The sequence below is a fragment of the Vibrio ostreae genome (genome assembly GCF_019226825.1).
GTDB classification, from domain to species: domain Bacteria; phylum Pseudomonadota; class Gammaproteobacteria; order Enterobacterales; family Vibrionaceae; genus Vibrio; species Vibrio ostreae.
Window position 1 is genome coordinate 2262612 of sequence record NZ_CP076643.1, and the last position, 21657, is coordinate 2284268.

The 21657-nt window shown below is 46.4% G+C and carries 17 protein-coding genes and 1 pseudogene; 9 read left to right on the plus strand and 9 right to left on the minus strand.

Going from position 1 to position 21657, the window contains the following annotated elements; genetic code table 11:
* Positions 1-112: 112 nt before the first annotated feature.
* From KNV97_RS16470 to KNV97_RS16480, 3 genes and pseudogenes are all read left to right on the plus strand, one after another.
* Positions 113-1270, plus strand: coding sequence for an iron-containing alcohol dehydrogenase (locus tag KNV97_RS16470; protein ID WP_136483252.1), 1158 nt, complete (start codon positions 113-115; stop codon positions 1268-1270).
* Between the two features lie 176 nt (positions 1271-1446).
* Positions 1447-2938 (plus strand): annotated as a pseudogene (locus KNV97_RS16475) (CoA-acylating methylmalonate-semialdehyde dehydrogenase).
* A 335-nt stretch (positions 2939-3273) separates the two neighbouring features.
* Positions 3274-4137, plus strand: coding sequence for a LysR substrate-binding domain-containing protein (locus KNV97_RS16480; RefSeq protein WP_256612998.1), 864 nt, complete (start codon positions 3274-3276; stop codon positions 4135-4137).
* A gap of 281 nt (positions 4138-4418) precedes the next feature.
* Here KNV97_RS16480 and KNV97_RS16485 read toward each other — a convergent pair whose 3' ends face one another.
* From KNV97_RS16485 to KNV97_RS16500, 4 genes are all read right to left on the minus strand, one after another.
* Positions 4419-5744 carry an MmgE/PrpD family protein gene (locus KNV97_RS16485; protein ID WP_218562370.1) on the minus strand — a complete coding sequence of 442 codons (1326 nt, stop codon included), beginning with the start codon at positions 5742-5744 and terminating at the stop codon, positions 4419-4421.
* Positions 5745-5831: 87 nt separating this feature from the next.
* Positions 5832-6851 carry a tripartite tricarboxylate transporter substrate binding protein gene (locus KNV97_RS16490; protein WP_218562371.1) on the minus strand — a complete coding sequence of 340 codons (1020 nt, stop codon included), beginning with the start codon at positions 6849-6851 and terminating at the stop codon, positions 5832-5834.
* Between the two features lie 89 nt (positions 6852-6940).
* Entirely contained in the window at positions 6941-7615 is a 675-nt protein-coding gene (locus tag KNV97_RS16495) for a LysR substrate-binding domain-containing protein (RefSeq protein ID WP_218562372.1), read from the minus strand.
* Positions 7602-7823 carry a LysR family transcriptional regulator gene (locus KNV97_RS16500; RefSeq protein ID WP_218562373.1) on the minus strand — a complete coding sequence of 74 codons (222 nt, stop codon included), beginning with the start codon at positions 7821-7823 and terminating at the stop codon, positions 7602-7604. Before KNV97_RS16500 ends, KNV97_RS16495 begins: the two co-directional genes overlap by 14 nt.
* A 148-nt stretch (positions 7824-7971) precedes the next feature.
* Between KNV97_RS16500 and KNV97_RS16505 the strand changes: the two genes are divergently transcribed.
* The 4 genes from KNV97_RS16505 (at position 7972) to KNV97_RS16520 (ending at position 10991) form a co-directional block, all read left to right on the plus strand.
* Entirely contained in the window at positions 7972-8379 is a 408-nt protein-coding gene (locus KNV97_RS16505) for an acyl-CoA thioesterase (protein ID WP_218562374.1), read from the plus strand.
* Between the two features lie 294 nt (positions 8380-8673).
* Positions 8674-9573: a tripartite tricarboxylate transporter substrate binding protein gene (locus KNV97_RS16510; RefSeq protein ID WP_218562375.1), complete on the plus strand. Its 900-nt coding sequence runs from the start codon at positions 8674-8676 to the stop codon at positions 9571-9573.
* A gap of 226 nt (positions 9574-9799) precedes the next feature.
* Positions 9800-10048, plus strand: a complete 249-nt coding sequence (locus KNV97_RS16515) for a CoA transferase (protein ID WP_218562376.1) — start codon at positions 9800-9802, stop codon at positions 10046-10048.
* A gap of 7 nt (positions 10049-10055) precedes the next feature.
* Positions 10056-10991: a CaiB/BaiF CoA transferase family protein gene (locus KNV97_RS16520; protein ID WP_256612182.1), complete on the plus strand. Its 936-nt coding sequence runs from the start codon at positions 10056-10058 to the stop codon at positions 10989-10991.
* A gap of 363 nt (positions 10992-11354) precedes the next feature.
* Here the strand turns inward: KNV97_RS16520 and KNV97_RS16525 are convergent, their stop codons facing one another.
* The 5 genes from KNV97_RS16525 to KNV97_RS16545 all read right to left on the minus strand — a co-directional run bounded on the left by KNV97_RS16525 (position 11355) and on the right by KNV97_RS16545 (position 18715).
* Positions 11355-12395, minus strand: a complete 1041-nt coding sequence (locus tag KNV97_RS16525) for an AbrB family transcriptional regulator (protein WP_218562378.1) — start codon at positions 12393-12395, stop codon at positions 11355-11357.
* Between the two features lie 146 nt (positions 12396-12541).
* On the minus strand, positions 12542-13753 hold the full coding sequence (pcaF, locus tag KNV97_RS16530; RefSeq protein ID WP_218562379.1) for a 3-oxoadipyl-CoA thiolase: 1212 nt from the start codon (positions 13751-13753) through the stop codon (positions 12542-12544).
* Positions 13754-13824: 71 nt separating this feature from the next.
* The gene (locus tag KNV97_RS16535) at positions 13825-15816 is read right to left on the minus strand and encodes a 3-hydroxyacyl-CoA dehydrogenase NAD-binding domain-containing protein (RefSeq protein ID WP_218562380.1); all 1992 of its coding nucleotides are present in this window, start codon (positions 15814-15816) and stop codon (positions 13825-13827) included.
* An 11-nt stretch (positions 15817-15827) separates the two neighbouring features.
* Positions 15828-17921: an acetate--CoA ligase family protein gene (locus tag KNV97_RS16540; protein WP_218562381.1), complete on the minus strand. Its 2094-nt coding sequence runs from the start codon at positions 17919-17921 to the stop codon at positions 15828-15830.
* On the minus strand, positions 17921-18715 hold the full coding sequence (locus tag KNV97_RS16545) for an enoyl-CoA hydratase/isomerase family protein (RefSeq protein ID WP_218562382.1): 795 nt from the start codon (positions 18713-18715) through the stop codon (positions 17921-17923). The genes KNV97_RS16540 and KNV97_RS16545 overlap by 1 nt, the downstream gene beginning before the upstream one ends.
* Positions 18716-19105: 390 nt before the next feature.
* Here KNV97_RS16545 and KNV97_RS16550 point away from each other — a divergent pair, with 390 nt between their 5' ends.
* Together KNV97_RS16550 and KNV97_RS16555 are read left to right on the plus strand one after the other, a co-directional pair.
* Complete coding sequence (locus KNV97_RS16550) at positions 19106-19594, plus strand: tripartite tricarboxylate transporter TctB family protein (RefSeq protein ID WP_218562383.1); 489 nt, start codon at positions 19106-19108, stop codon at positions 19592-19594.
* Between the two features lie 9 nt (positions 19595-19603).
* A complete protein-coding gene (locus KNV97_RS16555; protein WP_218562384.1) occupies positions 19604-21079 on the plus strand; it encodes a tripartite tricarboxylate transporter permease in 1476 nt (491 codons plus the stop codon).
* Positions 21080-21657: the final 578 nt, after the last annotated feature.

Here is a 21657-nt window from a genome sequence, read left to right on the forward strand (position 1 = left end):
AACGCAATAATGCTTACCCGTATTTAATTGCCGTATTGAATGCTTAGCCGTATTTGAGGTGTTATTTGCAGATAAGCTAAGGATAAGCTAAATAACAATAAGTGGAGCCGATATGTCTAACCAAATAATTCTGCCTCGTATCCTCCAGGTAGGAGAAAATGCCAGTTTAGAAATTCCGACCATTCTGAACAGTCTAGGGTGCTCTCGCCCCCTCATCATTACAGATAAAATGATGGTTGAACTGGGCTATGCGCAACAAGTTCAGTCTTGCTTAAACGAGCATCAAATCATCTCGGAAGTGTTTGATGATACCGTGCCAGAGCCAACAGTCAGCTCAATTCAGGCGGGAGTCAACGTCGTTCGTCATGGTAACTTTGACAGTATTATTGCTTTAGGCGGCGGCAGTCCAATCGACAGCGCAAAGGCGATCAGTATCCTGGGTAAATTTGGCGGCGAAATGCGCGATTACAAATTCCCAAGAGTCGTCAATGAACAAGGCCTGCCTATCATCGCCGTCCCGACCACAGCCGGTACCGGCTCCGAAGTGACGCGCTTTACCATCATCACCGACGAGACCAATGATGAAAAGATGCTGTGTGCAGGGGTGGGTTTTATGCCAATCGCTGCTCTGGTCGATTACACACTGACCCTGAGCCTGCCTGCCCGAATCACCGCCGATACCGGCATTGACGCTTTGACGCATGCCATAGAAGCCTATGTCAGTAAAAAGGCCAGTCCGTACAGTGACAGCCAAGCCATTGCCGCGATGAAGTTAATCGGCCCTCACCTGCGCCGCGCTTATCACGATGGTCGTGATCATCAAGCCCGGGAAGCCATGATGTTAGGTTCTACATTAGCCGGCATTGCCTTTTCTAACGCTTCCGTTGCCTTAGTGCACGGTATGAGCCGACCGATTGGCGCCGCCTTTCATGTTCCTCACGGGCTCTCCAATGCCATGCTGTTACCCGCGGTGACCGAGTTTTCAATTCCAAGCGCAGCGCACAGGTACGCGGACTGTGCGCGGGCAATGGGTGTTGCTACGCAATCCGATAGCGATCAAGAGGCCAACCGTAAACTCATGGCGGAACTGCATGCGCTCAATGACGAACTGATGGTACCGACGCCAGCGCAATTTGGCATCGACCGCCAGCAGTTTTTGGCACTCATGCCTACGATGGCAGAACAAGCTCTGGCATCAGGCTCACCAAATAATAACCCCGTTGTACCAACACCAGAACAAATCATCGAAATTTATCAACAGCTTTGGTGAGTGAGTACAGCATGACGAGCTCGCCCGGACGGCTCGCTCTTAGCGCAATGTTTGTACTTAACGCAATGTTTGTACTTAACGCGATATTTGTACTTAACACCATATTGATAATTAACGTAATACCTTGTACTCAAAGAAAAAACCAGTGACAGGCAAACTATATTCGAGGAAGAACAATGAACACCATCGGACACCTAATTAACGGTCAGTTAGTAACAACAGCTCAACGCTTGCAAGATGTTTACAACCCTGCAACCGGTACAGCCTCAAAGCAGGTTGCCTTAGCACCGAAAGAAACCGTGCAAGAAGCGATTGCCGCTGCGCAGGCAGCATTCCCGGCCTGGCGCGATACGCCAGCGATCAAAAGAGCCAGGGTTATGTTCCGCTTCAAGGAATTACTGGAGCAACATGCAGATAAAATTTGCCAGTTGATCGGCGAAGAGCATGGCAAGATCTGCCATGACGCGGCTGGTGAGCTACAAAGAGGCATCGAGAACGTCGAATTTGCCTGCGGCGTGCCGGAACTGCTCAAAGGCGAGTTCAGTAAAAATGTCGGGCCAAATATTGATTCCTGGAGTGAATTTCAGCCATTAGGTGTAGTGGCCGGAATTACCCCTTTCAACTTCCCGGCCATGGTACCGATGTGGATGTTTCCGCTCGCCATTGCCTGTGGTAACACCTTCGTTCTGAAACCTTCAGAACGCGACCCGAGCTCAACCCTGTATATTGCCCAGCTGTTAAAAGAAGCGGGCCTGCCGGATGGCGTACTCAACGTAGTCAATGGCGATAAAGAAGCCGTTGATGTGCTATTAACGGATGAGCGTATTAAAGCGGTCAGCTTTGTCGGGTCGACCCCGATTGCCGAATACATTTATGCCACAGCGTGTGCCAATGGTAAGCGTTGCCAAGCATTGGGCGGAGCGAAAAACCACGCGATTGTGATGCCGGATGCGGATATGGACAATGCGGTTAACCAACTGCTCGGCGCGGCATTTGGCTCATCAGGTGAACGCTGCATGGCGTTGTCGGTTGCGGTTGCGGTCGGCAAAGAAGCGGCCAATGCCTTGGTCGACAAAATGCAAACCGCGATGCAGCACCTTGCAGTTGGTGAGTACAGTGACAAAAACAATGATTTTGGCCCGGTGATCACGCGCGAGCATCAGCAAAAGATTATCGGTTACATTAACAGTGCGGAAGCTGATGGTGCGAGCGTAGTGGTCGATGGTCGCCATCCCAACGTAGCGGGCTATGAGAGCGGCTTCTTTGTCGGCGCAACATTGATAGATGGCGTCACCCCCGTCAATGCAAAGCTACCAGGAAGAAATTTTCGGTCCCGTCCTGCAGGTGGTTCGTGTCGAGACCATGGAACAAGCAATGCAGCTGATTAATGATCATGAATACGGAAACGGTACTTGCATCTTCACGCGTGATGGCGAAGCTGCGCGCTATTTCTCTGACCACATTCAAGTGGGCATGGTCGGGATCAACGTACCGCTTCCTGTCCCCGTCGCTTATCATAGCTTTGGCGGTTGGAAACGCTCGCTGTTTGGTGATCTGCATGCCTATGGCCCTGATGGGGTGCGCTTCTACACCAAGCGTAAAACCATCACACAGCGTTGGCCGTCAAGCGGCGTGCGCGAAGGTGTGACCTTTGCTTTCCCGAGCTAAGCCTCCCATCGTCATCATAGCCAGTCCAGCCTAGCGCTGGCCTGGCTTTTTTATCCGGTGTAAAAGTCGCTGTTTACGATATTCAGCGAATCGCTTCTTCATATTCATCACCTCCGTCATTGGATAAACATTAGTCAGTGCAGACCAGAGCAGATTAAAGGGAACTGGTCACAAAATAGCAAATGCAGCCGTTCACGCCCAACTTGTTAAGGTTAGAATGACGGTAAAAAAACGTTTTAAACGCACACAGCCTAGTGAACATAAGAAGCAAAAAATGAAAAAAAAACTGCCCCCCCCTCAATTGGCTTAGATCATTTGAAGTTTCCGCACGCTGCCTGAACTTCACCCAGGCAGCTCAGGAACTTAACATGACTCAAGCCGCCGTCAGCCAGCAAATCAAAGGATTAGAAGCGCAATTAGGCACTGAGCTGTTTAAACGCTTACCCAGAGGCTTAGAACTGACCAAATCCGGCCGTGCATATATTCCCATCGTGCATGAATCTATCAAACGGCTGGCCGACGTCACCAATGAATTGTTTGGACAAGGGCAGACCCGACCGTTAACCATTCGCTCTAGTCTGGTTTTTTTTAGCACGTGGTTAGCGCCGCGATTAGGGCGTTTCAGAAAACTGCATCCAGAGGTCAACCTGCGCCTGCCGGCCAATATCTGGGTAGAAAATCTCGATAAAGAATCGGACATGGAGATTCGTTACGGAATGGGGGAGTGGTTTGGTATGCATTGCCACAGACTCACCTGGGACTACCTGATCCCGGTATGTAGCCCTGCACTTCTCAATACTACTATCCCGCTAACCACGCCCAATCAACTGCTCAATCACACCCTGCTGCATGTTGACGGGTATAACGAAGGATGGGCTTACTGGCTGAACAAAACCGGCTTTGCGCACATTGACTCTTCGCAGGGGATTCATTTTGATACCTTAATTTCAGCCCTCGAACTGGCCAAAGCTGGCGAAGGGGTTGCATTAGGAAGAAGCTCTTTGATTCAAGGCATGCTCACCGCCGGGCAATTGGTGGCGCCATTTGAACAAAAACTCCCAACCAGTGAGGCATTTTATCTGGTAAGCCCTAACCAAGCTATCGAGCATCCCCACGCTCGCCTGTTTCGGTCTTGGCTGTTAAACGAAGTGGAACAAGGAAAAAGCCACTGGTCTTTGCCGGCCTGCGGGACGGCCTAGTGCTGATTATATGGGGTCTGTAGACACAAACGAAGCCCCCTTAAAACTCACTCCTCTCAGCCCTCTTTTAGCAGGACACACACCATCTCTTAACCGGACACACACCGTAACTCAAGCAGCAACTAAAGGTGTGTGTCCTGTTCCGGGAAAGTGAATACACAAAAAGGCGCAGCCAGAAATGCATCTGACTGCGCCTTTGTTGTACACAATTATCAAAGCTCTCGAAGCTTCACAAACTAACGAGCGCCTGATCTAGCCAGCTAAGCTATTCAATAAAAGACCTAAAAATAAGGAATATCCTTTGAACGTAAAACCCCATACTCTAGCTGCGCTTGTTGACTATCATTTAGGATGCCTTCTGTTAACTCTCGGTATTTCTCCACTAAATCCGCATCACTTAGTGGATCTTCAGGATCTCCTTTACGGGTTTTCTGGTGATGCTCAATCACAACTCCAGTGTTCAAAGTAATGACCACTTTGGACGATCTTACACTAGGGTATAATGCACTCAGGCCTTCATCTCGATAAACCTGAATCCGTTTTGCAAAATCGCGGATATCTTGGCGCTGCAAAGTTTCTTCGCTAAACGCATGCAGGCGAGTTTTGCCCGTCAAACAATAAACCGCCACGCAATACTGCAAACTAAAACGGGCTTGCTGGGCATCTTCAGGGGAGGGGCGATCGCACATTTTTTTGGTTGCATCATAGCCATATACGTCTATGGATTGAATATCAGCATAGGTAAGTTGATGTTCTTTAAATACATGTCCGACACCATCAATAGCAGGGAAGATATGCCCACAACATCCATGGTTCTTGACGGTCATTCTAGTGATAGGAGTCCATTCATACATGCCATCAAAGGCATTATCCCAATTCACAGTCGCCTCTGTCGTCGCATTTGCCCAACCATACAAGCCACTCAAACTATCGATGGAAGCTTTTACACCCGCCAATGCCGATTTGCCCGCTAGTATGCCGGCCTGAGCCGCATGACCTGCATGCAACGCTTTTGTCATGCCTTTCCCTTGAAGATTGGCTTGGTGTCCACCGGCAAAACTACTCGCAATGCCGATGGCATGCATGATCTGCTCTTGAGTTCCTGATGCCAACATTACAGTTGCCACAGCTGCACCAATCGTGCCCACTGTCGAAGTGGTATGCCAATATTTATAGTGTGCAGGCTGAATAGCCAATGCTAATCGACATCCCACTTCATAGCCTGCAATGATGGAGCGATGTAAAGCCTCAAGCGAAACGCTATCTTGCTGAGCAACCGCAAGCGCGGCCGAAATAGTCGGGCTCCCCGGATGATAACCGCCGTCTTTGAAAATATCATCGAACTCTACGGTGTGGCTGGCCACCCCATTGATGAAAGCAGCATAGCTTGCCGAAACAAAGTCACTATCCACATAGGAATACGCTTTGCCTAGCCCTTTATCGAGAACATGTTTTAATTCAGTACAAGGGCTTCTGACTGCACCAGGTAAGGTTGTTGCATACCAGTCTAATAATACGCGTCGTGTTGCCCATGAAACACCATCGGACAATGGACAAGACTGCCAGTGAAAGGCTAATTCTGATAGTTCAACGATTGGATTTTTCAAGCGAAGCTCCAAAAAAGCAAATTGTAATGATGTTGAGACATTATCAAATAGAAAAAGGGCATATCTGCCCTTCTTCTATTTACCTAATTATTCGATAACGCCTGCTTTCTTTAGATTGTATTCCGCCAACTCAGAAATTTGTTTAGCAGCTTTGTAATAATCGACAGGACCTAGCCAAGAATCAATAACCCCAGAGTTTCGAGCATAGGATTGATAATCTTCATCCAGCATTGCTTTATGGAAGGCATCAGCAATTTGCTGCTGTGTTTCTTCAGGGATACCTTTAGGTCCAAATACTCCTCGTAACTGCACCCAGCTGTTTTCAACATTATAGCCTTGATCTGAGAAGGTTTTGATACTCTCATAACCATCTAACGGCTGCATGCCATGCACACCTAGCCCTTTAATTCGGCCAGCATCAAAGAAAGACTTCGCACCACCTAGACTAGACATACCTACGTCGATATGGCCACCAAGTAAAGCAGCAACAATATCTGGCGTAGAGTTAAACGCGACCCAGTTAAGCTCCACACCCGCCGCTTCAGCATACATACTCATACTAATGTATTGAGTCGATCCAACAGGGCCAAAGCCCCCTACGTTAATCGTACGTTTTTTAGCGGCTTGTTCTAAATCCTTAAGATCATTTAAATCTGAATCGACACGAACATACATTAGATTTTGATCTTCTTGGGTAGTTGCAATCCAAGAGAAGTCATCTAGAGCAAATGTACCTTTTAAGTTATCCACCATCCCGGTGAAATGAGAAAGCGTGTTAATACCTAATGTTTGACCATCAGGTTTCGCGGATCGTACACGCGCCATTTGCGAAGCACCACCGCCACCAGGTGAGTTGACTACAATGATATTCTCGCCAATCTGAGGCTCAAGCGATTTTGTTAAAGTACGAATAAAGATATCGGACGAGCCGCCAGCCTTAGTATGCATATAAATAGTGACAGGGCCATTAGGCCACTTGTCCTCTGCTATTGCACCTAAACTAACACTAGCTACGACTGCAGCTACCGCGACTTTACCTAAGATTGATTTTATAGACATGCTGTTACCTTCTTTCTTTTTATAGGTGGTTTTATGAACGATTATCATCGTCTCACCGTTGCACCATCCATAAAACTAAATATATGTAAGGCCTGCCCTAACTTTTAATCAGTTTTCTCTCTTAACGGTCATAAGCACTACCTTTCCATTGACCCCCTCATCCACTTAAGGAACTTCAGCAATGCCTCACTAGGCGATGCCTTGCTAGACCAAACCAGGTAATAGCTTTCCCCTGGCTTATAAGATTCAGGGAAAGGCGAGACCAACTGTCCTTTCTCAATCATTCCTTCAACAAAAACTTTTACTGCCAATGCCACGCCCATCCCCATAGAGGCCGCCTCATAAGCGGAAGAAGAGTAATCAAAGCGAATACCTTTTTGGTTATCAAAAGCAATATTTCTTGAATTAAGCCACCCTTCCCAATCATGGTTTCGCGCTAGGGAATGCAGTAACGTCAGACCTTGAAGATCCTCTGGTTTTGAAATTTCATGTTTTTCAAGGAATTCAGGGCTACAGACGGGAATAAGCTCGATATCAACCAGCTTCTCGGCATGCAATTCAGGCCAATCACCAAAGCCCGAACGTATCGCAGCATCAATATTCTGCGTTTCAAAGTCTACTGGCTTAAGAGAGGAAGATATTCGCACTTCAGTAGCTTCAAAATGTTTGTGAAAGTCAGCTAGTCTAGGGATTAACCAACGCTGCGAAAAGGTTGTGTAGGACTGAATGGATAAAATATCTCTGCGTCCCCTACGGGACACCTTACGTGCCGCATCAGCAATGTCTTGAAAGGCATTCTCAATCCCCTTCAAACAACTCTTTGCCTTCGTCGGTTAATTCAATGCCACGGTGCAAGCGTCGAAAGAGCGCCACCCCCAAATAATCTTCTAAAACCTTAACCTGTCTGCTTACAGCGACTTGCGAAACATTTAGATCTTCAGCTGCCGCAGTCAAGCTCAAAAGGCGTGCAGCCGATTCAAACGCTTTGAGTGGGTTCAGTGGTGGCAAAGGCTGTTTCATGATTGACCTACTATCGATAAGTGTAGAGGAACATCATTAGCCATAACTTTTTGTTAGTCAACGCTATTATTGTCAGTCAAATCAGCATAGTAAATTAAAGCTTATTGACTAAAATGAATTTCTTCTGAACATCTAAGCCAAGGTAACTATGCTGCATACTACTATTATCCAACCAAGGTTTTCCGAAACCGATAAGTTAGGGCATATCAGTAACACGGTACTTCCTGTGTGGATGGCCGAATCCCGATCCGCATTTTGTAGGGGCGCCTTAGAAATTACTCAACCTTGGGTGGTTGCTAATATTTCTATCGACTTTGTCAAAGAGATATTCCACGGCGATAATGTGGCGATCACCACATCTGTACATCGAATTGGCTCTAAATCGATCTCATTCTATCAAGAAATATTTCAGAACAATACCCTCTGCGCTTTGGGAAAAACCACTGTGGTATGTATCGATGAACATAATAAAAGCTGCTCTGTACCAGAAGAATGCAAAGACAAGCTTTCTGGATATCTTAAATACCAAGATGAAATAGTAAATTTGACGATCTAATCAGAGGTGGGAGAGTCACCTCATGGACAATCGAGATTCAAACAAGGCCATTAAGTCCAATATGCTGGTCTATGCCTCACAATAAATAAAACACCTTTCACCAATCAATTTGTTTAAGCAAGGTCTCCGTATCTCCTTACCCCTCCATTGAACAGTCATAAATAAGGTCCCCTAACCTTTGGTCACCCAAGCCATGACTTATGATCAGTAGCTCAGAATTCCATCATCTGAGACTCTTTCCATGAGAAATCCCCTGCTCTTCCAACAAAAATAAACAAGAAGGGAGATCATCAAATGATGGTTCAAAAGATATTTAAGAATACGGGAAAATTACTCAGAATTGCGACTATTGCGCTCTCCGCTACGGTTGCAACCAGTTTAGTTCACGCAGAAGGTGACTGGCCTACAGGCCCTGTAAAAATGATCATGCACACCAAGGCAGGTGGCTCTGCTGATGTGTTTATTCGTACTTTGGCGAAAAGCCTAGAACCAGAGATTGGACAAGAAATTATTGTCATTAATTCGCCGGGCGGAGGCGGTGCCAGCCAGATAGGTCGTATCCGACCAGCAGAACCTGATGGTCTTACACTCGGTGTGAATACCCTGACGCACTTCACCAGCATGCTTACTAACCTAAAAGGCACCTTTTCTATCGATGACTTTTCGTGGATTGCCTCCACCCAAGAAGACGCCATTATTTTCTTTGTCAGGGAAAACTCGGATATTCATGACATGAATACCATTAAATCTAAAGCACTGAAAAATAAAGAAAATATTAATATTGATAGCTTAAGGCCGATTGGCTCCATGCAAAATATGGGTATGTCCATGTTGAAAAATGCGGCTGACGTAAAATTCAAATGGGTTGGTTTTAATGCCACGCCAGACATTATCGCAGCATTATTAGGTGGACATTTGGATGTGGGAATTTCCAATCTCGGTGCATTAAAGTCTTTCTTTGATGCTGACCGCATCAAGGGTTTAGGCGTTCTTGGTGAGAAACGTTTATCCGGTCTGCCGGATGTCGCCACCCTCACTCAACAAGGCTATGACGCAGATAACAGTTGGTTACCAGTCCGCGGTATTTTTGGCCCAGCTAACATGCCAATGGAAACACAGCCAAAATCGCTGATGCATTTCACAAAGCCATGCAATCTGACAGCAATCAAACATACGCCCGCGCCGCTGGCGTAGAAAACTCGTTAATGGGGCCTGAAGCCTCCTTTGTCAAAAACATCTCTAAAATCGCGAAGACTCAATTGGATCAAGCAGGCGTCTTAAAATAAAGATCGCCGTTTGAACTTAGATATTTCAGCTCGACATACGTCAACAATATAACGGACATTGATGTCTTTGAACAATATGCTTTAAATAACCATGTCAGGCTAGTGTGCCTGTTCGACAAGAGGTCAACCTTCCCATGCCAAAAGCATTTGATAAAATTCGCATCATCGACACTACCCATGTTCTTGCGGGTCCATTTGCCAGCTATCAGCTTGCCGTTCTTGGCGCTGAAGTGATTAAGGTAGAATCGCCGGATGATCCAGACCAAGCACGCTTGCAAGGCTCGGACAGATCTCTGAATGATATTGGCATGGGCACGGCCTTTATGTCACAGGCATCCAACAAAAAAAACACTGGCTCTGGATCTCAAAACCGAAGCAGGTAGAGAAGCTATGAAGCGCCTGATAGCCACCGCCGATGTGTTTGTTGAAAACTACCGCCCAGGAGCCTTTGATGACCTTGGTTTAGGCTATGAGGAAATGTCTAAGCTAAACCCCCAACTCATTTACTGCTCTATTTCCGCCTTTGGATCCACTGGCCCACGTCGTGAAGTAACCGCTTATGACAATATCATTCAGGGCTTTTCTGGCATGATGGCAATGACCGGTTATGGTGACAAACCTCTTAAAAGCGGCGCGCCTGTAGTAGATTACGCCACAGGAACAACCGCTGCATTTGCTATTTCTACGGCGCTATTCCAGCGTGAACGTGAGGGCGGCAAAGGCCAATTTATCGACGTTTCCATGCTCGAAGTGGCCATGATTCTATACAGTTCTCACATCACCAGTTATATGTGGAATGGCAAGCATCCAGAAGCAAAAGGTAATACCTACCCCTTCGCGACGATTGGTTGCTATGAAGCCTCTGACGTGCCAATGATGATTGCCGCGTCTAACTTGACACAACAAAAGGCTTTGTGGACGGCTCTAGGGCGTGAAGACATGATCAAGATGAACAACAACCAACGTCTTGATAGTCATGCGGAAGAAGCGGCCGTACTAGCTAGCATTATTAAGACTCAAACCGCCGATTATTGGGAAGAGTTTCTCAACAAGAAACGAGTACCAGCGGCGCGTATTCGTCGTATGGAAGAAGTCATGGCCGACCCACAAGTGGCGGCTCGACAAGCAATACAAGCACTTAGTGACCCGAACAGCCAAGTGAATGGCTTAAAAGTGCCAGTCTCTGCATTTAAGTTATCCAGCAGTCCAGCAGAAGTAAATAAAGCACCACAACCCGTTGGCGCACAAAGCGAAGAGCTACTTAAGGAGTTAGGGTATTCGGAACAAGAGATTGCCAATATGCGAAAGCAAGGAGCCACTAACTAGCGCCCTATTCAATGTAATGAGACTACATTTTCTATAGGTATCTTGCTTTTAAAAAGGCGAATGCATCTTAGCCAGTTCGCCTTTTTATATTGAGTTGTCTCGTCCTCAATGTGTCAACACATTTTAGGACGAGACAAGTTAATCCCCCCTACGAAACTCTGTTTAAGAGGACGCAACAATGATCTATACCGTGGAATGCCATTAAACCACTACAAAACCTACTCAAGAAGCAGAATGGAATGAATTTTATCTCATCAATGGAGAAACAACTGACTAGCTTTTAAGAATAGGCTGATAACGTCTCAATAGAAGTAAAATGCCATCCATGCAGAAGTCAAAGTTTAGCCATCTTGGCGATAAACGTTAGTTGTCTTGTTTCTTTATGAGCTTTACCATCCAAGGCACATTCGGCAAAATCAGAAAAATACGCATTAGATGAAACGCCGTTATTAAGGCTACATCATCATGCAAAAACTTAGCCGTTAAGGCCATCTCTGTGACGCTGCCCGGGGCAGATCCAAGCACTAAAGTACGCCAGCTGATGTCACTCAAATCCGCAATAGTTATCGCCAACAAGGCACTGCTAATAATCAATAATCCTGTGGTCGAAACGATACTACCAATCTGCCGTCCTGCCCGCTGGAAAAGCGCTCTCTTAAATGTGGAACCTAGCCATGTTCCCAGTAGTATCTGCCCAATTGCTAAGACTTCACTGGGGTAAGGAGATAGAGGCAGCACATCTGTAGCAGAAGCCATTGAAGCAAATGCAAGCGCTCCTAAAAAAAATGGGCTATTAATCCGAAGGAAATAAAATAGGGTACTGGTAAGCACGGCACCAACGGTTAAGCAGAACATACCTAGATATTCATACTCAAACCCGACTAACGCAGATGCCCTAGAACCAGCGCCATTGATATAGTACAAAGCTAAAGGGATACAAGTCACAATAGCCGTGATTCTTAGTGTTTGTGCGAAAACGACCACGCCTGTATTACCACCATACTTTTGGGCAAGGTTCGCCATCTCGACAGGCCCCCCTGGCAAACAAGACAAAAATGCCGTAACCCGGTCACAGTTAGAAATTCTTTTTAAAAATAGGGATAGGACGAAGCTAAGCAGAACGGTCGAAATTGCCATGCCTATAATAATACCGACATGATCAAATATAGATCGTAGGGCATCTGACGAGAAATATAGACCAACTTGCGCGGCGATTATAATCTGACCGATGGGTCGGGTTCTGACCGGAATCTCCACATTGACAATAAACATATTAATGATGGCCATGCAAACCAATGGTCCAATCATCCAAGGCAATGGCAGATTAAATCTCGACGCTATATACCCTGTTAACGTTGCCAAACCGTAGCACGCAAGAATCCTAATAATATTGCTAGTTTTCATCGTCATATACTCATTTAAAGTGAGAAATCTAGACTCGGCCTTGCTCTAGTAAGCAGGCCTATGGATTGCAACTATCTATATCGCTTTTGAGAGGTAAAAAAGCCAGCCCTAAGGCTGGCAAGACTCTAAACGCGAGGGCGACACGACTAGAATGAAACTCTTTCAATCACCAATGCGATTCCTTGACCAACACCAACACACATACTGATTAATGCATAGCGCTTATCAGTGCTTTCAAGCTGATTGATCGCGGTTGTTACTAAGCGAGCACCAGAAGCACCAAGAGGATGACCGATTGCAATGGCCCCACCATTGGGATTGACTCTCGGATCATCATCTTTCAGGCCAAGTTGTCTGCATACGCCTAATGCTTGCGCGGCAAAGGCCTCATTCAACTCGATCACATCCATTTGTTCTAAGGTAAAACACGTCTGTTCTAGGACTTTATTAATAGCAGGTACAGGCCCCATGCCCATAACACGAGGCGGTACACCCGCCACTGCCATACCAAGCACTTTAGCACGTGGTGTCAGTTGGTAGTCTTTAACCGCTTGATCGTTTGCCATTAACAAAGCACAAGCGCCGTCATTAATGCCCGAAGCATTGCCCGCAGTGACTGTTCCATCGCTCACGGTAACACTACGAAGGCCAGCCAATGCTTCCATAGAGGTGCTAGGGCGTGGGTGCTCATCTTGCCGGATAACCACATCATCTTTCTTTGGATGCGTAATGGTTACAGGAAAAATTTCCTTGTCGAAAAAACCCGCTTGATTGGCCGCATGCCAACGTTGTTGGCTACGGAACGCTAAAGCATCTTGGTCTTCACGACTTATTTTTTCTTCCACAGCAACGTTTTCTGCTGTTTGCGGTAGCGCATCCACCCCATACATGGCTTCCATTTTCGGGTTTACTAAACGCCAACCTATAGTGGTATCTTCCAAGTTTTGGCTACGATCAAAAGCAGACATGGCCTTCTTCATCACGTAAGGAGAGCGACTCATACTTTCTACGCCACCAGCAATCATAAGGCGGGCCTCCCCTAAACGCAGGGCACGGGCAGCGGAGCCAACTGCATCAAGGCCAGAGCCGCAAAGGCGGTTGATAGTAGAACCCGGCACACTATGCGGTAAGCCTGCCAACAAACCAGACATACGCGCCACGTTACGGTTATCTTCACCGGCCTGATTGGCACAACCGTAGATAATGTCATCCACTTTGGCCCACTCAACCGATGGGTTACGCTTCATCAATTCTTTGATCGGCAAGGCACCTAGGTCATCGGTACGGATAGAAGACAAGCCCCCCATAAAACGACCGAATGGTGTTCTAATTGCATCGCAAATATAGGCTTCAGCCATTTTTTCACCTGTAAATATATTAGTTGTTAATCATGGCAAGATTGCCGGCCTTATGGCCTTTTCCACTGACCTTAGCAAGATGCGCCATCAGAGACTCCAACTCCTCTACAGGCATATTGCGAGCAATGAAAATTGGCCCCCCCCTTCCAGCGTGGGAAGCCATAGCCTCTGGTTAACGCAATATCAATTTCTTCTGGGGTCGCACAGACCTTTTCCTCTAGCAGTAGCAGCGACTCATTAATGAGGCTGGCAATAACCCGCTGCTGAATATCGGCTTGGCTAAAATTGACAGGGCTAATGTCTTTCTCAGCACGGTAATCCTCAATCAATTCAGCAATAAAAGAGGACGAAGACGGCGTGCCTTTCTCATCGTAATCGTAATAACCTGCCTGCGTCTTACGCCCCAAGCGGTCTGCTTCACAAATACGGTCAGGGATTTCCACATAGCGGGATAAATGTCGTGTGCTTTGCATCTGTTGACGCATGCGCCAAGCAATATCCAGCCCTGACATGTCCGCCACTTTAAAAGGTCCCATAGCAAAGCCATAGTCTTCTATTGCTTGGTCTACTTGTTCTGGACTGGCGCCCTCTTCAACCAAAAACTCACATTGACGACGGTAAGCCGCATAAATTCGGTTGCCGACAAAGCCCCAAGCATTCTTGGTGGTGACGGCTTTCTTACCCAGTTTTTTGGCAAACACTTTTACTTTATTAAGAGCGTCTTCGCTGGTGCTATCCAGTTCTACAATCTCTAATAAGGTCATAATGTGCGCTGGACTAAAGAAATGCAGACCTAATACGCGGCTAGGATTAGGAACATTGGCGAAAATTTCCTCTACATCTAGGTAAGAGGTATTGGTCGCCAGCAACACATCCGGGCCAACAAGGTTACCAAGCTCAGTAAACAGGGACTTTTTCGCATCAAGGTTTTCAATAATAGCCTCAATCACCAAGTCCACTTCTTTCAAGGAACTAAGTTCACCCGAAGCATGCAGCCGATTGAGACATTGCTCTTTCTGTGCCGCCGTTAGTTTGCCTCGTTTAACTGCGCCTTCAAGCTCTGATACGACATGACTCTTGCCACGCTCAAGGGCGGCGTCATTGATTTCAACCATGAACACTTCATAGCCAGACATCAGGGCATTGATGCAGATACCACTACCCATGGTACCTGCACCGATCACGCCCACCTTGGCCATCGGCTGTTGGGTTGACACTTGTTTACCCAACGCATTTTCAGCAAAGAACAGATAACGTAATGCCTTAGCGGGCAAGCTTCTGCGCAGCTGTAAAAAATGCTCTCTTTCCAACGCAACGCCAGCGGCAAAGCTTAAGCTGGATGTTTGAGACATCAAATCCGCAGCCACCTGAGCCGATGGCAAACCTTTAGCACGCTTGAGTAACCCTTTGGTATGAGCCTGATAAGCATCATGATCGTATACGGGAATATTACGTTCACTCAGCCTTTGCTTGGTCAAAGGTGATCCCATCGCGCTAAGAGCCTGTTTTATGTCGGCTATCGTATCTTCAGCAATAATGGCCGAGAGCAAACCAATATCTTGCGCTTCTTGAGCCAAAATAGGCTTGCCTGACACAATCATTTCTGTTGCTTTTAGCATACCAACGGCACGGGGAAGACGCTGTGTCCCGCCAGCCCCTGGCACAATTCCCACCGATACTTCCGGCAGGCCAAGTTTGGCGTTTTCTACCGCCAGTCGATAATCAGACGCTAAGGCCAGTTCTAAGCCGCCACCTAAAGTAAAGCCTTTGACAATGGCGACGACAGGTAACGGAAACTGCTCAATGGCATGAGTCACTTGAGGCAGTGTCGGCTCGGTCGGCTCAGACTCCAGCTCTTTCAAATCGGCCCCTGCCATCAAGGAACGCCCTTCCCCTCTTAAAATCACCGCCTCAACTTTCTCTTGGTCGATGTTTTCTAAGCAGGAAAGAACCCCTTTTCTAACCGCATCCGTACTGGCATTAACGGGTGGATTATCAATCGAAATCACAGCGAAGGTGTCGACAATTTGCAAAGAGACTGGGTATTGATTAGCCAATGACATCACTCCCCTCCTTAGCTTCTCTCATTGAGAACGAGTACCGCATCCGCAGCAACCACGCCTGCACCCGCTTTCAACACAAATAAGGGGTTTATTTCAGCGGTAACCAGCTCATCTCCTAAGCTCGCAATAAACTCAGAGAAATTCACAATGACCTCAGCTAAGGCCTTGGTATCACGCAAGTCAGCACCACGGTAACCATCCAATAATGGCCAAGCTACCAGGTCACGCATCATTTCCTCAGCCTGTTTGAGGGTTAGCCCTTTGCCATTCTCAAGCAAACGGATGGTCGTGTCTTTATACAGCTCGGCGGCCACCCCCCCCGCGCCTAACAGTATGGAAACGCCCAGTTCATCACGGTTGGCACCGAGAATAATTTCGTAACCACCGGCCACCATTTCTTCAACAAGAAACGCGCTCGGCTCTGTTTTCGTGTGTTTTGCCACGGAGCCACGCATCGCAGTTAAGGCTTGACCAATGCTTTGACGGTCATTAAACAGAGAAACACCACCAATATCGCTCTTGTGCATCAGCTTAGAATCGAGGACTTTCAGCACCACTGGTGCGTTAAGCTCATTAAGTGCGGCTTCTGCTTCTGCTTCGTTGTGAACAATCTTATGAGCTGGTACAGGGATGCCAGCCGCAGCAAACAAAGATTTAGCTTGAGCTTCATCGAATACAGATGTTTCAAAAGGCGCTCTGAGGGCAACCTCTTTTGAACCCTGTGCGCTAAGCAACTCAAGCGCTTCAGGTCGAGTGCGGTACAAAGCTTCTAACGCAGCACTGCAACTTTCCGGTGAAGTGAAACTTGGGATATGAGCCGAGTTCAAACGCTTCAACGTATCAGGCGCATTAGGACTCACATAGGTCATCACTGGCTTATTGCTATTTGGTAAACAATCTTGGATGGCCCCCACCACTAGATCGGGCATAGCTAAACCAGAAGAACCGATGATCACAACCAGCGCATCGTAGCTCTTACTGTCTAATAAGATGGTAATGGCTTTACGCAAGAGATCTGGCTGTAGACCCGCTAAAGTAACATCAATCGGGTTACGATCTAGTACCGTTGGCGTGTCACCTTGTATGTCGCGTAACAACATGGCCGTTTCTTCATCCGGCACTGGTGTTTCAAAGTCCACCATTCCCAGGGCATCGGATACCAGCGTTCCTGCACCACCTGTTGAGGTTAAAATGGCCACTCGACGGCCTAGCATCTTACGGTCGTTACATAAAGCCGCAGGGATATCAATTAGCTCATCAAAGGTATTGGCTCGGATCACACCAAGTTGTTTAAAGAACGCATCATAAACTCGGTCTTCGCCTGCTAGAGCTCCGGTATGAGAGCTCGCTGCACGAGCACCAGCTTCAGAGCGGCCAATTTTAAAGGCTACGATAGGCTTGCCTGCAAGGCTTGCTTTCAGAGCAGCTTCTCTAAAACGTTCAGGGTTACGAATACTTTCAAGGTACAGGGCAATGACTTTGGTGTCTTTGTCATCCACAAGATGCTCAACAAAGTCGGCAACTTCTAAATCCACTTCGTTACTGGTGGACACCAGGGATGAAAGACCAATACCCTTACCCGCAGCACGAGACAGCAATGCACCTAATACACCACCACTTTGCGAAACAACTGCAATATTACCCACAGGTAAGTCGGACACTTCCAATGCACCACTGGCAGATAATGGGATTTTATTAGTGAGGTTAATCAAGCCGATGGTATTTGGCCCAAGAATACGCATATCCCCTGCGGCATCCAGCAGTTGTTGCTGCATATCTAGACCGTCTTGACCTGCCTCAGCGAAACCACTTGCCAATACGATGGCTGCTTTACAACCTAGTTGGCTCAGTTCTCGTACGGCATCAATGCTGCGTTTAGCGCCTAGCAACACAAGCGCCACATCAGGAGCCGCAGGAATGTCATTAATAGACTGGTAACATTTTAGTCCCTGTATTTCGGTCGCTTTTGGATTTACTGGGTAAATGTCTCCGGCAAAGCCATGCTTGATTAGGTAAGAGACAGGGCGTCCAGAGGTTTTGCGAGGGTCTGCAGAGGCACCAATAACAGCAACACTTTTCGGGTTTAACAAAGCATCCATATGCATTATTTGTCTCCTGCACTGCGTTCAAGAAAAGCTTGAACTGATTGACGATGTTCATGCGATGTATAGCAAATGCCTTGTGCTTTACTGCCCTCGGCAAACACTTGGTGCTCTGACATCTCGTAACTTTTATTGAGGATAGATTTGGTTAGCGCTGTCGCTGTACGCGAGCCAGCACTCATTTCTACAGCCATCGCAATGGCAACATTAAGTAGATTTTCAGACTCACAAATACGATCCGCAATACCCAGCTCCAAAGCTTCTTTTTGAGCGACTTTACGACCACTAAAAATTAAATCTTTGGCTCTGCTTAAGCCAACTCGGCGTGGTAGAAAATATAAGCCACCACCGTCTGGCACTAGACCGCGAGCGATGTAAGCCCAAGTAAAACTTGCATAAGGCGCCGCAACGACAAAGTCACAAGACAAGGCAAAATCAGCACCAAGTCCCGCAGCGGCACCATTGACCGCGGCAACCGTAGGAATTGGCAGATTCAGCAGCAGGCTAGCGGCATAATGAACGCCCTGCTGACGATCCCAACCGTTAAAACCTACCGTTGCTGGGTCGGCTTCCATTCGAATTTTCATACCTGCAATGTCGCCTCCAGCACAAAAACCTTTGCCTTCGCCGGTCACAACTAACGCTTTAATGTCTTTATCCGAACGAATGGCGATTAGATGCTGAACGAGTTCTGCTCGCATGGCATCGCTCATGGCATTGCGTTTCTCTGGGCGGTTTAATGTTAGAATTGCGATATTATTTTGAGTTTCAAATTTAACTAATGGAACCTGACTCATAGCAGCCTCGCTTTTGAATTCATTATTTTTGAGGAGGATCAAATCACTATTTGACCAATTGACCTCTTAATTCTTATTCAAAAAGACAAGGCGCCACAATTGAGAATCCATTAATACAAACCTAACTAAATGTTAGGTCAAATATCATCAGCGTTTTTATAAAAACCTCAAAGACGGCAGCTATAACAAAAAATGCATCAGAGCCTAATAAATAGTCAGTTTTGCCACTAACTTTATTAAGTCATAGTTTTCTCGTGGTTACGGCTAAATGAGAAAAACTCCTTTCTCGCTTAGCCTTAGAAAAATAATAATTCAGCAGTCTTGTTCCAATACACGCTCGTGAGCTACCGAAGCCGCGTGCCAAGGGACTAAAAGACGAAGAGGACTACAATGAAAAAAACAATCGGCACTGCACTGCTAGAAACGCCACTCAAGCTATCCTTTAGGGGATTAGAGGCGGTGGTTAGTGCATTACTACTCACTCTATCAATACTCTATCTATTTGAAGCATTGCCATTCCTATCCGTCACTTCCGGGGGAAAGGTAGGTCCGGGTAACTTTCCTCTAGGTATTGCCTGCATTGCTATCGCTTTGACATCTTTGTTTTTAATCATGAGCTTAAGTAAGCGATATAGCCTACATGACTCACGTAAGGTGACATTTGACCGATATTTATGCGTACTTTTCGGAGCAGCGATCATTATTCTTATTGGTAGTCAGCTAGCGTCCTTAGGAGCCTTTTTCGCCCCTTGGGTCATGGCGACAGGAATAATGTTTTGCTGTCAAGAAAAAGGGCTACGTCTGTTTGTCATCCCACCTTGTATTGGTGGAGCAATATACGTTCTGTTCGCACTCGCTCTTGGCGTCTATTTTCCATAGGAACATCACATGATTGACAACTTACTAATAGGGTTTGGCGCGTTTTCAGACCCTCTCGTTTTTATTGGTTTATTAGTTGGTGCGTTTTTAGGATACTTGATTGGAGCAATACCAGGATTAGGTCCTACATTAGGGGTATCTCTATTAATTCCATTTACTTATAGCGTTGACCCACTCGTTGCAGTGGTAACTCTTGTTGCTTTATACGCTGCCGCAGAGTACGGTGGTGCAATTTCAGCAATTTTAATTAACTCTCCTGGTACAGCGGCCGCTGTGGCGACTTCGTGGGACGGATATCCTCTTACTCGACAAGGCAAAGCTGGCCTTGCTTTGAATGTTTCAATCATTTCTTCGGGTATTGGCATCTTCATAAGTACTATCCTGCTCTTCTTTACAGCAGTCCCTTTATCAGAGTTTGCGCTAAATTTTGGACCCGAAGCCTACTTCTCGCTCGCTGTTATGGGATTAAGTTTGGTCTCGATTTTCTCAACTGGATCTTTAATCAAAGGCGGTATTGCTATGATGGTAGGTCTGGGATTAGCAACGATTGGGCTTGATGCCCAATCAGGCGTGCCACGGTTTGCTTTTGACCCTGAGTTTTTTGAAGGTTTACCTCTGGTACCCGCTTTATTAGGGTTGTTTGCTCTATCGGAAGTACTATGCATGATAGAGCAATCCAATAGACCCCAGCATGAAAGCAGTAAAATGAGTGGCATCTTCGTTGTACCTGTTAAGGTTTACTACAATCTGAAGCTAACACTATTGCGCAGCGCTTTCATGGGATATGTAATTGGTATCATTCCAGGTGCAGGAGCCTCTATAGCTTCATTCCTATCATACGGCATAGCAAAACGATTATCTAAAACACCTGAGAAGTTCGGCCATGGCAGTGTAGAGGGTATTTCATCATCAGAATCAGCAAACAATGCTGCAGTTTCTGGTGCTTTAGCTCCTTTACTAGCCTTAGGCATACCAGGTTCACCGACCACCGCGATAATTATTGGCGCTTTGATGATTCATGGTATTCAGCCTGGTCCGTTACTATTCACCATGAACCCAGAAGTTCCCTTCACCATTTTTGCATCCTTGTGGATAAGCGTCCCTATCATGGTGTTAATCGGTCTTTTAGGCGCGAAATATTGGGCTAAAGTCGCGGATGTACCTCGTTCAATACTAGCTTCAATTGTTGCCTGCATCTGTCTAATGGGCGCATATTCTTCCGAAAACTCAATGTTCCCAGTCTACATCACAATCGCATTTGGTATTTTGGGATATGTATTTCGTAAGGCCGATATCCCCCTAGCACCTATTGTACTAGCTCTCGTACTAGGCGAAATGCTTGAAACAAATTTCCGACGTGCTGTAGTTATCTCTGGTGGCGATTACTGGGTATTTTTCCAAAAACCACTTTCTCTGATACTACTTTCTGTCGCGATCATTTCTTTCTTGGTCCCATTAATAAAATGGGCAAAATCTAAAATTTAATCGGAATTAAGGCCATCAAAACTAGGTGGCCTTTTTTATAAGCATGCGAGCAAGTCATGTGATTTCGCGCTGACTTCCGCTATTAAACAATACCTCCTTAAAGGCATTATTATGCCTCGCTTTCTCGCCTAGGAATTAAGCATCCTTCAATTAGACGGATTAATCCATCAAGACAGTCTATTCAAGGATGCTTAATTCCCTCATCGAGAATAAATACTCAATGAATCAGCTATTGGTAAAGGAAATTGCTCTTAAATGTCGTAGGTAAGATGGAAGCGATCAAATACAAGGAAGGCAGAGAATTCAAGGCGAGATAGAAGATGATGGGCTCTAGAAGTGTTTCGACCTCGGATGCGATAGCTCTCACCCGTAGTACTTATTTCATGAACTTTATAAAGGGCTTATAGCTTTCCTCTGAGCCAACACCTCTGGTTTTTAATTTCTTTTCGTCTTTTGGATCAAGCGGTTTATCTGCATCTAACATATCTAGCCTCCTGCTTACTTTCTGAGCATTGCAGGAGGCTAAAAAATATCAAACTATAATGTCACCGCACACTTGTTTTTGGGTCGGGTAACTG

What these genes read in the sequence shown, in the direction of transcription:
- KNV97_RS16470 (WP_136483252.1), top strand. Translation starts at nt 113, where the DNA reads ATGTCTAACCAAATAATTCTGCCTCGTATCCTCCAGGTAGGAGAAAAT.
- KNV97_RS16490 (WP_218562371.1), bottom strand. Translation starts at nt 6,851, where the DNA reads ATGATAATCGTTCATAAAACCACCTATAAAAAGAAAGAAGGTAACAGC.
- KNV97_RS16500 (WP_218562373.1), bottom strand. Translation starts at nt 7,823, where the DNA reads ATGAAACAGCCTTTGCCACCACTGAACCCACTCAAAGCGTTTGAATCG.
- KNV97_RS16505 (WP_218562374.1), top strand. Translation starts at nt 7,972, where the DNA reads ATGCTGCATACTACTATTATCCAACCAAGGTTTTCCGAAACCGATAAG.
- KNV97_RS16510 (WP_218562375.1), top strand. Translation starts at nt 8,674, where the DNA reads ATGATGGTTCAAAAGATATTTAAGAATACGGGAAAATTACTCAGAATT.
- KNV97_RS16515 (WP_218562376.1), top strand. Translation starts at nt 9,800, where the DNA reads ATGCCAAAAGCATTTGATAAAATTCGCATCATCGACACTACCCATGTT.
- KNV97_RS16520 (WP_256612182.1), top strand. Translation starts at nt 10,056, where the DNA reads ATGAAGCGCCTGATAGCCACCGCCGATGTGTTTGTTGAAAACTACCGC.
- KNV97_RS16525 (WP_218562378.1), bottom strand. Translation starts at nt 12,395, where the DNA reads ATGAAAACTAGCAATATTATTAGGATTCTTGCGTGCTACGGTTTGGCA.
- pcaF (WP_218562379.1), bottom strand. Translation starts at nt 13,753, where the DNA reads ATGGCTGAAGCCTATATTTGCGATGCAATTAGAACACCATTCGGTCGT.
- KNV97_RS16535 (WP_218562380.1), bottom strand. Translation starts at nt 15,816, where the DNA reads ATGTCATTGGCTAATCAATACCCAGTCTCTTTGCAAATTGTCGACACC.
- KNV97_RS16540 (WP_218562381.1), bottom strand. Translation starts at nt 17,921, where the DNA reads ATGCATATGGATGCTTTGTTAAACCCGAAAAGTGTTGCTGTTATTGGT.
- KNV97_RS16545 (WP_218562382.1), bottom strand. Translation starts at nt 18,715, where the DNA reads ATGAGTCAGGTTCCATTAGTTAAATTTGAAACTCAAAATAATATCGCA.
- KNV97_RS16550 (WP_218562383.1), top strand. Translation starts at nt 19,106, where the DNA reads ATGAAAAAAACAATCGGCACTGCACTGCTAGAAACGCCACTCAAGCTA.
- KNV97_RS16555 (WP_218562384.1), top strand. Translation starts at nt 19,604, where the DNA reads ATGATTGACAACTTACTAATAGGGTTTGGCGCGTTTTCAGACCCTCTC.